Genomic DNA, 11,634 nt, shown 5'->3' on the forward strand with positions numbered 1-11,634 from the left:
CGCCTCCTGAGGTTCGGGGGCGGGCGTAGTTAGGTAGACCTAACTACGAAGTTGATACCATGTGACCACGCACGGGACACCGGACGCAACATTTTGCCGACGTCTCGTCGGAACGTTCACGGGATCCTCGGGCGAGGCGCCCCCACGGCCCGCGTCACCCCTACGGGATCACGACGACGGCCTGTCCGATCGTCGCGAAGTCCCACATCGCGTCGCCGTCCGCGACGGTCTGCCGGATGCCGCCCGTCTTCACCGTCGGGTCGGGGCCGGGCAGCGAGCCGTCCAGTGCCGCGCTGAAGCCGATCGTCACGTCGTTCACGGTGGTGAAGCGCACGACGTGCTCGATGGGGGTGCCGTCGGTGCCGGTGACGGCACCCGCGCGGGAGGTGACGGCGTACGTGCCCGGGAGCGGGTCCACACTGCCGGGGGCGACCTTGAACGTGCGCTTGACCCCGCCGTCCGGCCCGACCAGCCACACCCGGTCCGCGTCCAGCGAGTACACGACCCGCGTGCCGAGGCCGGAGTCGGCCGGCAGCGCGGCGGGGTGGCCCCTGTCCCGGGCCGCCTTCGCGGGGGCGCCGCTGCGCTGCGGCCGGGTCAGGTCGGCGGGCGCGTTCGCCGATGCCTGGAAGGTGAGGAACGCGACCGTCGCCAGGGCCGCCGAGGTGAGCCCGGCCACGAAAGTCGCGCTGTTGCTTGGCATCGACGACCACCCAGTCTGTCCCGTACGTCACGTTTCGCGGCGACGTTAGCAGCCATCACGCCTCCGACCGGTGCGGCCATGTCCGGGGCACGGGAGCCGTAGGCTGTTTGCGTGCTCTTGCTCGCTCTGGATACCGCCACCCCCGCCGTCACCGTCGCGCTGCACGACGGAACGGACGTCATCGCCTCCTCGAGTCAGGTGGACGCGCGCCGGCACGGCGAGCTGCTGCTGCCGGCCGTCGACCGGCTGCTCGCCGGTGCCGGGCGCGGTCTCGACGCCGTCACCGGGATCGTCGTCGGCGTCGGCCCCGGCCCGTACACGGGGCTGAGAGTCGGCCTGATGACCGCCGACACCTTCGGGCTCGCGCTCGGCGTCCCGGTGCACGGCCTGTGCACGCTCGACGGCCTCGCCTACGCGTCCGACCTCGAAGGCCCCTTCGTCGTGGCCACCGACGCCCGCCGCAAGGAGGTCTACTGGGCGCGATACGACAACTCCCGGACCCGGGTCTCGGGCCCCGCGGTGGACCGGCCCGCCGACATCGCCGACGAGGTGGCCGGGCTGCCGTCCGTCGGCGCGGGCGCGCTGCTGTACCCGGACACCTTCCCCGAGGCGTACGAGCCCGAGCACGTCTCCGCCGCCGCCCTCGCCTCGCTCGCCGCCGAGCGGCTCGTCCGGGGCGAGGAGCTGCCGGCCCCGCGCCCGCTGTACCTGCGCCGGCCGGACGCCCAGGCGCCGAAGAACTACAAGGTGGTCACCCCCAAGTGACCGAAGCCGCCAACCCGACCGGCCTGCCCGAGCTGCGGGAGATGCGCTGGTGGGACATCGAACCCGTGCTGGAGCTGGAGAAGGACCTCTTCCCCGAGGACGCCTGGTCACGGGGCATGTTCTGGTCCGACCTGGCCCATGCCCGCGGCCCCGAGGCGACCCGGCGCTATGTCGTCGCGGTCGAAACGACGGCCGAGGGCGAGCGGATCGTCGGGTACGCGGGCCTGGCCGCGGCCGGCACGGGGTCCGACAGCGGCTTCGCCGCGGTCGCCGACGTCCAGACCATCGCCGTCGCCCGTGGTCACTGGGGCACCGGGCTCGGCGCCCGCCTGCTGACGGAGCTGCTCCGCGCGGCGACCGCCTTCGAGTGCGCCGAGGTCATGCTGGAGTGCCGGATCGACAACGTGCGCGCCCAGAAGCTCTACGAACGCTTCGGCTTCGAGGCCATCGGCTTCCGGCGCGGCTACTACCAGCCGGGGAACGTGGACGCCCTGGTGATGCGGCTGACCGATCCATCGACATCCGTACCGACCCCGGTACAAGGGACACAGGAAACCGAGAACAATGGCTGACGAACCCCTGGTTCTGGGGATCGAGACCTCCTGCGACGAGACCGGCGTGGGCGTCGTGCGCGGCACGACCCTGCTGGCGGACGCGATCGCCTCCAGCGTCGACGAGCACGCCCGCTTCGGCGGGGTCGTGCCGGAGGTGGCGTCCCGGGCCCACCTGGAGGCCATGGTCCCGACCATCGAGCGGGCGCTGAAGGAAGCGGGGGTGAGTCCGAAGGACCTCGACGGCATCGCGGTCACGGCCGGTCCCGGGCTCGCCGGTGCCCTGCTGGTCGGCGTCTCGGCGGCGAAGGCGTACGCCTACGCCCTCGGCAAGCCCCTCTACGGGGTGAACCACCTCGCCTCCCACATCTGCGTGGACCAGCTGGAGCACGGCGCGCTGCCCGAGCCGACGATGGCCCTGCTGGTGTCCGGCGGCCACTCGTCCCTGCTGCTGTCCACCGACATCACCTCCGACGTCCGCCCGATGGGCGCGACCATCGACGACGCGGCGGGCGAGGCCTTCGACAAGATCGCCCGGGTGCTGAACCTGGGCTTCCCGGGCGGCCCGGTCATCGACCGCTACGCACGTGAGGGGGATCCCTCGGCGATCGCCTTCCCGCGCGGCCTGACCGGCCCGCGCGACCCGGTGTACGACTTCTCCTTCTCCGGGCTGAAGACGTCGGTCGCCCGCTGGATCGAGGCGAAGCGGGCGGCGGGCGAGGAGGTCCCGGTCCGTGACGTGGCGGCCTCCTTCCAGGAGGCGGTCGTGGACGTCCTGACCCGCAAGGCCGTACGTGCCTGCAAGGACGAGGGCGTCGACCACCTGATGATCGGCGGCGGGGTGGCCGCGAACACCCGGCTGCGGGCCCTGGCCCAGGAGCGCTGCGAGGCCGCCGGAATCCGGCTGCGCGTCCCGCGCCCCAAGCTGTGCACGGACAACGGTGCGATGGTGGCGGCCCTGGGCGCCGAGATGGTGGCCCGGGGACGCGCCGCGTCCGACTGGGACCTCTCGGCGGACTCCTCGCTGCCGGTGACCGACCCGCATGTGCCGGGCCGCCCGCACGACCACGACCACGTCCACGAGGTCGGCAAGGGAAATCTCTACTCATGACGGTCGCGCTGATGTGGGAGGCCCGGGCGGTCACCGGCCGGGGCGAGGACCTGCTGGCCTGGGCGCGGGCGCAGGATCTCGCGCCCGCGCCCACGCGCCGGGAGACCTTCCGTGCCCCGCAGGACCGGGTGCTGGTCATCACCTGGTGGGACGCCGACTACGACGCCGTCCTCCCCGAACTCCCGGACCCCGACGCGGGGTTGGCGAGCCGGGCCCCGCACCGGTGGCGGTTCGAGCCGGTCGGGGGGTAGCGCCTCCGGCACCGGCCCCCGGCGCTCCGGGTGCCGGGGGCCCCGGGGGAGTCCACCGCGTCGTCGCCGCGGACGGGTGCCGCCCGTGGACACCTCAACGCGGCAGGACGTCCGCCTCGCAGCGCAGCCGCCGCTCCGCCCCCACCTCACGCACCGGCCCGGTGAGCCGCACCCGGGCCACCTCCCGCACCTGCCCGCTGGAGGTTCCCAGGCGCAGTTCCAGATCGCCGGGTTCGACCACCCGGCGTCCCGCGCGGTCGGTGAACGCCGACAGGTCGGCGTGGAAGCGGAAGGTCACCCGTGCCGACCCGCCCGCCGCGAGCTCCAGCCGCTGATAGCCGATCAGCCGTACGTCGGGACGGGTGACGCTCGCCACCGGGTCGTGCAGGTACAGCTGCACGACCTCCGCGCCCGCCCGCCCACCGGTGTTGCGGACCGTGACGGACAGGTCGTACGAGCCGTCCGTGCCGATCTCCGCGTCCGGGCCGGAGAAGTCCTCCCACGCGAACTCCGTGTACGAGCGCCCGTGTCCGAACGGGTACAGCGGCGTCGGGTCCAGGTTGCTGACCTCGCCCGCCAGGCCCAGCGGCGGCTGGAGGTAGGTCCAGGGCTGACCGCCCGGCACGTGCGGCACGCTCACCGGGAGGCGGCCCGAGGGGTTCACCCGGCCCGAGAGCACGCCCGCGACCGCCGGGCCGCCCTCCTCGCCCGGGAAGAACGCCTGGACGACCGCCCCGAGCCGTCCGTGCCAGCGGCCGAGCGCGTACGGGCGGCCGGTGAGCAGGACCAGGACGACCGGGACGCCCGTCGCGACCAGCGCGTCCAGCAGTTCGCCCTGGACGCCGGGCAGGGTCAGGTCGGCCACGTCGCAGCCCTCGCCCGAGGTGCCCCGGCCGAACAGGCCCGCCCGGTCGCCCAGGACGGCCACGCAGACGTCCGCCTCGGCGGCGCGGGCGATGGCCTCGGTGAAGCCGGACGGGTCCGGGTCCGAGACCCCGCACCCTTCCGTGAACGTGACCTTGGCGTCCGGGAGTTCGGCCCGCAGGGACTCCAGCACGGTGGGGATGTCGATGCCCGCGTCCACCTCGGGGTGGTGGGTGAGGACATGGGACGGGAAGGAGTAGCAGCCCAGCATCGCCAGCGCGTCGGCCGCCCGCGGGCCGACCACGGCGACGCGGGTGTCGGGGGCGAGCGGGAGCAGCCCGTCGGGGTTGTCCAGCAGGACCACCGACTCCTCCGCCAGCCGGCGGGCCAGGGCGCGGTTCGCCGCCGGGTCGAGGTCGACCGTCTCGGGGCTCGGCGGCTGCCAGTCCTCGTCCAGCAGGCCCAGCTCGCACTTCTGGAGCAGGACGCGCCGGGCGGCCCGGTCGACCAGCTCCTCGGGGAGCTCGCCGGCGCGCACGGCCGCGACCAGTGTCTCGCCGTAGTACTTCACGGTGGGCAGTTCGACATCGATGCCGGCCGCCAGGGCGAGGTGGGCCGCCTCCGCGGGGGTGCCGGCGACCCGGTGCAGGGTCTGGAGGAAGCCGATGCCGAAGTAGTCGGCGACGACCGTGCCGGTGAAGCCCCACTCCTCCCGCAGGAGGCGGGTCAGCAACTCGGGGTCGGCGGAGGCCGGGACGCCGTCGCGTTCCGTGTAGGCCGCCATCACGGAGCGGGCGCCGCCCTCGCGCAGGGCCATCTCGAAGGGCGGCAGGGTCACGTCGGCGAACTCCCGGGTGCCCGCCCGCACCGGGGCCAGGTTGCGGGCGCCCGCCGAGGACGCGTACCCGGCGAAGTGCTTGAGCGTGGCGACGATCCCGGCGGACTCCAGCCCGCGGACGTAGGCCGTGCCGACCGTGCCGACCAGGTACGGGTCCTCGCCGATCGTCTCCTCGACCCGTCCCCAGCGCGGGTCGCGGACGACGTCCAGGACGGGGGCGAGGCCCTGGTGGACGCCGACCGCGCGCAGGTCGCGGCCGATCGCCCGGCCCATCTCCTCCACCAGCGGCGGGTCGAAGGCGGCGCCCCAGGCCAGCGGGACCGGGTAGGCGGTGGCCCGCCAGGCGGTGAAGCCGGCCAGGCACTCCTCGTGGGCGACGGCCGGGATGCCGAAGCGGCCGGCCGCGGCGATCCGCCGTTGGGCGAGGGCCAGCGCGCGGGCGCCGAGCGCGGGGTCCACGGGCGCGGTGCCGAAGGACCGGGTCAGCTGGCCGAGCCCCCGGGTGATCAGCTCGTTCCAGTCGTAGTCGGCGGTCATGTCGTGCTGATGCGGGGCGACTCCGTCGCCGTCCGTCGCGGCGCCGACCCACACGCCGTACAGCTGGGCGGTCTTCTCCTCCAGGGTCATCCGGGAGAGGAGGTCGTCGACACGGGCGGCGGCGGGCAGGGCGGGGTCACGCCAGGGGGCGGTGGTCATGAAACTCCTGTCAGAGGTCGGTGAGCCACCAGGTGGACAGTCGGTGCGGAGAGCAAGGAGTACGAATGTTTCGAGCTGTACTTCGAATGTTCCGGGAACCTATGGCGTCGCAATAGGTTCGTCAAGAGGTCGCGTGGCGATACGATCGCCGCCATGACACCCTCGGAGCCCGCGGAAACGCGGACAGAAGCGCGGCCGACGCAGACCGCGACGCTCGCGGAGATCGCCCGCGAGGCCGGCGTATCGGCACCGACTGTTTCGAAGGTCCTCAACGGCCGCGCCGACGTCGCCCCGGCGACCCGCACCCGCGTCGAAGAACTGCTGCGCGCCCACGGCTATCGTCGCCGCCGCGCCGAGGCGACCCGCTCCCCGCTGATCGACCTGGTCTTCCACGAGCTGGAGAGCGCCTGGGCGATGGAGGTCATCCGGGGCGTGGAGAACGTGGCGCGGGACGCCGGGCTGAGTGTCGTGCTGAGCGAGAGCGCCGGACGGCTCACGCCCGGCCGGACCTGGGCCGACCAGGTGGCCGCCCGCCGCCCGCACGGGGTCGTGCTGGTCCTGTCCGGGCTCGACGAGTCCCAGCGGGCGCTGCTGACCAGCCGGTCGATCCCGTTCGTGGTGATGGACCCGGCCGGGGACCCGGGCGCCGACGTGCCGTCCATCGGGGCCACCAACTGGCAGGGCGGCCTCGCCGCGACCCGGCACCTGGTCGAACTGGGGCACCGGCGGATCGGGGCGATCAGCGGGCCGCCGCAGATGATGTGCAGCCGCGCCCGGATGGACGGCTACCGGGCCGCGCTGGAGACGGCCGGGCTGCCGGTCGACCTTCAGCTGATCAAGACCGGCGACTTCCACCACGAGACCGGCTACCGGCTCGGCCGCGAGCTCCTCGACCGCCCCGACCGGCCCACCGCCGTCTTCGCCGGCAACGACCTCCAGGCGCTCGGCTGCTACGAGGCCGCCCGTGAGCTGGGACTGCGCATCCCGGAGGACGTGAGCGTGGTCGGCTTCGACGACCTGCCGGTGGCCCGCTGGGTGGGCCCGCCGCTGACGACCGTGCGGCAGCCGCTCACGGAGATGGCCGAGGCGGCGGCGCGGCTGGTGCTGGAGCTGGGGCGCTCGGCGTCCCGGGAGACGCCGACGGCGACGCGGGTGGAGCTGGCGACGAGCCTGGTGGTGCGGACGAGCACCGGGGCGCCGCCCGCCCGGTAGGACAGGAAACGCGAGTGGCCGGAAGTTGACGTATTGACGGGTGTGACGGAGGCCTCCACACTCCTCCGAAGTCAATCGGTTGCACGACCGAAACTTTCGGAGGCACCCGCAATGAGATCCTCCAGTTCGTCGATACGTGCACGTCTCGCCGCCCTGCTCGCCGGGGCGGCCACCGTCGGCGCCCTCCTGAGCGGAGTGGCGCACGCCGCCGACACCCCGCTGCGCGAGCTCGGGGCGGCCAAGGGCAAGGTCGTCGGCACGGCGGTCACCGGCTCCAAACTCACCGGGACCTACGGCGACATCACCGGGGCGCAGTTCGGCTCGCTGACCCCCGGCAACGCCATGAAGTGGGGCTCGGTGGAGCCGACCCAGGGCTCCTTCAACTGGGCGGAGGCCGACCAGATCGTGGCCTTCGCGCAGGCCCACAACCAGCAGGTGCGCGGCCACACCCTGGTCTGGCACAGCCAGAACCCCAACTGGCTCGCCAACGGCACCTGGACGTCGGCCCAGTTGAGCACCCTGCTGCAGAACCACATCAACACCGAGGTCGGCCGCTACCAGGGGAAGATCGCCGCCTGGGACGTCGTCAACGAGCCCTTCAACGAGGACGGCACCTACCGCTCGACCCTCTGGTACAACGGCCTCGGCGCGGACTACATCGCCAACGCGCTGACCTGGGCGCGGGCCGCCGACCCGGCCGCCAAGCTGTACATCAACGACTACAACGTGGAAGGCGTCAACGCGAAGTCGACCGCCCTCTACAACCTCGTCAGGTCGCTGAAGGAGCGGGGGGTCCCGATCGACGGGGTCGGCCTGCAGGCCCACCTCATCCTCGGTCAGGTCCCGTCCACGTTCCAGCAGAACATCCAGCGCTTCGCCGACCTCGGCGTCGACGTGGCCATCACCGAGCTGGACATCCGGATGACGCTCCCGTCCGACAGCGCCAAGCTGACCCAGCAGAAGGCCGACTACAAGGCCGTCACCGCGGCCTGTGTCGCGGTCGCGCGCTGCGTGAACCTCACCGTGTGGGGCTTCACCGACTCCGACTCCTGGGTGGAGAGCACCTTCCCGGGACAGGGGGCGGCGACGCCGTACGACGCGAACTACGCGCCGAAACCCGCGTACTACGGCATCGCGGAGGCGCTGGGCGGCACGACGACACCTCCGCCGACCGGCGCGTGCACGGCGGCGTACAGCGTGGGCAGTCAGTGGAACACCGGATTCACCGGGAACGTGACGATCTCCTGCTCGGGTGCCGCGCTGTCCTCCTGGAAGGTGACCTGGACGTACGGCGCGGGCCAGCAGATCACCCAGGCCTGGAACGCCGGCTGCACCCAGACGGGGGCGGCCGTGACCTGTGCGAACGCCTCGTACAACGGGTCGGTTCCGGACGGGGGTTCGGTGAGCTTCGGGTTCAACGCGAGCTGGAGCGGCAGCAATCCGGTACCGGCGGTGACACTGGGCTGACGACGAGAAGGGATTGACGACGACGGGCCTAAGGTGACGCCGGGCTGACGGTGACTCCGGACCGGGGATCGTGAGATTTTCACAAGAAGTTCGCCGTGGGGCGGCCGTCCTAACGGTTCGCTCATAATTCGGACTTACGTTCCTGTGCGTGACGCGACACGAGGAGCAGGACGACGCGGGCAGACAACCGGGCCGGCGGTCGAGAGTGCTGAAGGCCGCCGGTCTCACCCTGGCCGCCGTCCTGGTGGTGGGCATCGGGACGGCGGGCTGGGCCTACTGGCACCTCAACGACAACATCACGAGCGTCGACATCGACAGCGCGCTCGGTGACAACCGCCCCGCGAAGGCGGTCACGTCCCCGTCCCCGTCCGGTTCGGCGTCCGCCTCCCCGCTCCCCACCGAGGCCGTGAACATCCTGGTGCTGGGCTCGGACTCGCGCAGCGGCGAGGCGAACCAGGCGCTCGGCGGCGGCGACAGCTCGGGCGCCCGTTCCGACACCGCGATGGTCGTGCACATCGACGCGGGCCGCACGACCGCCACCGTCGTCAGCATCCCGCGCGACACCCTGGTCACGCGCCCCTCCTGCCCGCTGTCCGGCGGAGGCTCGACGGCGGTGGCGTACGGCGCGATGTTCAACACCGCCTACTCGGTCGGCGGTCCCGTCTGCGCCGTCAAGACGGTCGAGTCGATCACCGACGTCCGCATGGACCACTACATCGAGGTCGACTTCTCGGGCTTCGCGAAGCTCGTGGACGCGCTCGGCGGAGTCACCGTCACCACCGACGAGGACATCGACGACGACGACAGCCATCTGCATCTGGCGGCCGGCACCCACCATCTGGACGGCACCCGGGCGCTCGCCCTGGCCCGCACCCGGCACGGCATTGGCGACGGCAGCGACCTCGGCCGCATCGGCCTCCAGCAGACGCTGGTGAAGGCCCTGCTGGAGCAGATCGCCTCGACCGACCTGCTGACCGGCCCCACCAGGCTGTACGCGGTCGCCGACGCGGTCACCGGCAGCCTCACGACGGACACCGGCCTCGATTCCCTCACCGAGCTGACGGAGCTCGCCCAGAGCCTGAAGGGCCTCTCGGCCGACCGCCTGGAGACGGTGACCATGCCCGTGGTGGCGGCCCCCTCCGACCCCAACCGGGTGGTGGCACAGGAACCGGCGGCGAGCGAGCTGTGGGCGTCGCTGAGATGAACCGCCCCTGAGCGAACCGCCCCCGTCTCCGTGCTGCTGCCGCAGGCGGCGAGCTGCGGAAACGCCGGCCGGAAAAGTTTCCCGGGAAAAGTTCGGCGAGGGTGTCGATCCGGTCGCCCTCCGTTCGACGAAGGAGTGAGAGGCCGGGAAGGACCCGGTTCACCGCACCGAGGAGTCACCATGCCCCGCTACCTGTCGCTCGTGAAGATCGACGAGGCCACCGCCCCCGCCGAGGGCCCGAGCCCCGAGCTGATGCAGCGGATGGGCGAGCTGATCGAGGAGGTCACCAAGGCCGGCGTCATGCTCGACACGGCCGGGCTCACACCGTCCGCGCAGGGCGTCCGCGCGCACTGGGAGGGCGGGAAGATCTCCCTCACCGACGGACCCTTCACCGAGTCCAAGGAGGTCGTCGGCGGCTACGCGCTCATGCAGTGCAAGGACATGGCCGAGGCCATCGAGTGGACGAAGCGGTTCCTGAAGGTGCACGAGGAGCACTGGACGGTGACCTGTGAGGTGCGGGAGATCGCGGAAGGCTGAGCCTTCCTTGGCCTGAACGACCGCCGGGGTGTTCGATGGTGGGCTGTGGAACAACAGCCCGCCTCGGACCCCCGCACCGCCTCGGACTCCGGCACCGCCTTTAATCCCGGCAGCGCCTCGGATCCCGGCACCGCCTCGGACTCCGGCAGCGCCTCGGATCCGCGTGTCACGCGACCGCCGGATCCCCGGGTCGCCATCGAGACCGTCTTCCGCCTCGAGTCCCCCCGTGTCATCGCCGCCGTCGCCCGTGTCGTGCGGGACGTCGGCATCGCGGAGGAGCTGGCGCAGGACGCCCTGGTCGCCGCCCTGGAGCAGTGGCCCCGCGACGGCGTGCCGGACAACCCCGGTGCCTGGCTCACGGCCACCGCGCGGCACCGCGCCGTCGACCTGGTCCGGCGCCGGGAGAACTACGCCCGCAAGCTCCAGGAGATCGGCCGGAGCCTGGACCAGGCGGCCCCGCCGGAGGAGCCCGCCGATCCGGACGCCATCGACGACGACCTGCTCCGGCTCGTCTTCACCGCCTGCCACCCGGTGCTCTCCGCCGAAGCCCGCATCGCCCTCACCCTGCGTCTGCTCGGCGGCCTGAGCACACCCGAGATCGCCCGCGCCTTCCTGGTCCCCGAACCGACCGTGGCCCAGCGCATCGTCCGCGCCAAGAAGACCCTGGCCACCAGGAACATCGCCTTCGAGGTGCCGTACGGACCCGACCGCGAGGCCCGGCTCGGTTCGGTCCTCGACGTCATCTACCTCATCTTCAACGAGGGGTACGCGGCCACCGCGGGCGACGACTGGCTGCGCCCGGCCCTGTGCGAGGACGCGCTCCGGCTGGCCCGGCAGCTTGCGGCCCTGATGCCGAAGGAGCCCGAGGTCCACGGCCTGGTGTCGCTGCTGGAGTTCCAGGCGTCCCGCACGGCCGCCCGCACCGCCCCCGACGGCAGGCCCGTCCTCCTCAAGGACCAGGACCGGCGCCGCTGGAACCGCATGCTCGTCGCCCGCGGTATCGCCGCCCTCGACCGGGCCGGCGCCACCGCCACCGGCGCTCCCGGCCCGTACGCCCTCCAGGCGGCCGTCGCCGCCTGTCACGCGCACGCCCACACCTACGAGGACACCGACTGGAGGGCCATCGCCACCCTGTACGGACTACTGGCGGCCCGGACCCCGTCCCCGGTCGTCGAACTCAACCGCGCGGTCGCGGTGTCGATGGCGGACGGCCCGGAGCCCGCGCTGGAGATCGTCGACCGTCTCGTCGCCGAACCGACCCTGCGCGACTACCACCTGCTGCCCAGCGTCCGCGGCGACCTGCTGCTGCGGCTGGGCCGGACGGCGGAGGCCAGGGCCGAGTTCGAACGGGCCGCGGAGCTGACGGGCAACGAGCGCGAACGGGAGCTGCTGCGGGCGCGCGCCGACGAGTGCCGCCCGAACTGAGGCACCTCAC

11 protein-coding genes are annotated in these 11,634 nt (G+C 72.7%); 9 read left to right on the top strand and 2 right to left on the bottom strand.

Translation table 11 applies throughout. The features are described from left to right. Positions 1 to 160: 160 nt before the first annotated feature. Entirely contained in the window at positions 161 to 703 is a 543-nt protein-coding gene (locus ASD48_RS19555; RefSeq protein ID WP_057602899.1) for a L,D-transpeptidase, read from the bottom strand. Between the two features lie 111 nt (positions 704 to 814). Between ASD48_RS19555 and tsaB the strand changes: the two genes are divergently transcribed. Genes tsaB through ASD48_RS19575 form a run of 4 tightly spaced genes read left to right on the top strand, consistent with a single transcriptional unit; the run spans position 815 to position 3,381 of the window. After that, complete coding sequence (gene tsaB, locus ASD48_RS19560) at positions 815 to 1,468, top strand: tRNA (adenosine(37)-N6)-threonylcarbamoyltransferase complex dimerization subunit type 1 TsaB (RefSeq protein WP_057602900.1); 654 nt, start codon at positions 815 to 817, stop codon at positions 1,466 to 1,468. A gap of 41 nt (positions 1,469 to 1,509) precedes the next feature. Beyond that, positions 1,510 to 2,040, top strand: coding sequence for a GNAT family N-acetyltransferase (locus tag ASD48_RS19565; RefSeq protein ID WP_057603530.1), 531 nt, complete (start codon positions 1,510 to 1,512; stop codon positions 2,038 to 2,040). Beyond that, positions 2,033 to 3,130: a tRNA (adenosine(37)-N6)-threonylcarbamoyltransferase complex transferase subunit TsaD gene (gene tsaD / locus ASD48_RS19570; protein ID WP_057602901.1), complete on the top strand. Its 1,098-nt coding sequence runs from the start codon at positions 2,033 to 2,035 to the stop codon at positions 3,128 to 3,130. Before ASD48_RS19565 ends, tsaD begins: the two co-directional genes overlap by 8 nt. Continuing rightward, positions 3,127 to 3,381, top strand: a complete 255-nt coding sequence (locus ASD48_RS19575) for a hypothetical protein (protein ID WP_057602902.1) — start codon at positions 3,127 to 3,129, stop codon at positions 3,379 to 3,381. The genes tsaD and ASD48_RS19575 overlap by 4 nt, the downstream gene beginning before the upstream one ends. A gap of 94 nt (positions 3,382 to 3,475) precedes the next feature. Here ASD48_RS19575 and ASD48_RS19580 read toward each other — a convergent pair whose 3' ends face one another. Further along, positions 3,476 to 5,779 carry a glycoside hydrolase family 3 N-terminal domain-containing protein gene (locus tag ASD48_RS19580; protein ID WP_057602903.1) on the bottom strand — a complete coding sequence of 768 codons (2,304 nt, stop codon included), beginning with the start codon at positions 5,777 to 5,779 and terminating at the stop codon, positions 3,476 to 3,478. Between the two features lie 153 nt (positions 5,780 to 5,932). On the opposite strand from ASD48_RS19580, the gene ASD48_RS19585 reads away from it, so the two are divergent. From ASD48_RS19585 to ASD48_RS19605, 5 genes are all read left to right on the top strand, one after another. Continuing rightward, the gene (locus tag ASD48_RS19585) at positions 5,933 to 6,991 is read left to right on the top strand and encodes a LacI family DNA-binding transcriptional regulator (RefSeq protein WP_057602904.1); all 1,059 of its coding nucleotides are present in this window, start codon (positions 5,933 to 5,935) and stop codon (positions 6,989 to 6,991) included. A 111-nt stretch (positions 6,992 to 7,102) separates the two neighbouring features. Continuing rightward, positions 7,103 to 8,458 carry an endo-1,4-beta-xylanase gene (locus tag ASD48_RS19590; protein WP_057602905.1) on the top strand — a complete coding sequence of 452 codons (1,356 nt, stop codon included), beginning with the start codon at positions 7,103 to 7,105 and terminating at the stop codon, positions 8,456 to 8,458. A gap of 148 nt (positions 8,459 to 8,606) precedes the next feature. Continuing rightward, positions 8,607 to 9,662 carry an LCP family protein gene (locus ASD48_RS19595; RefSeq protein ID WP_057602906.1) on the top strand — a complete coding sequence of 352 codons (1,056 nt, stop codon included), beginning with the start codon at positions 8,607 to 8,609 and terminating at the stop codon, positions 9,660 to 9,662. Between the two features lie 180 nt (positions 9,663 to 9,842). Then, on the top strand, positions 9,843 to 10,199 hold the full coding sequence (locus ASD48_RS19600; RefSeq protein ID WP_020132164.1) for a YciI family protein: 357 nt from the start codon (positions 9,843 to 9,845) through the stop codon (positions 10,197 to 10,199). A gap of 195 nt (positions 10,200 to 10,394) precedes the next feature. Next, a complete protein-coding gene (locus ASD48_RS19605) occupies positions 10,395 to 11,624 on the top strand; it encodes an RNA polymerase sigma factor (RefSeq protein WP_057603531.1) in 1,230 nt (409 codons plus the stop codon). The last annotated feature ends 10 nt before the right edge of the window (positions 11,625 to 11,634 follow it).

It is taken from the genome of Streptomyces sp. Root1310, assembly GCF_001426425.1.
Taxonomy (GTDB): Bacteria; Actinomycetota; Actinomycetes; order Streptomycetales; family Streptomycetaceae; genus Streptomyces.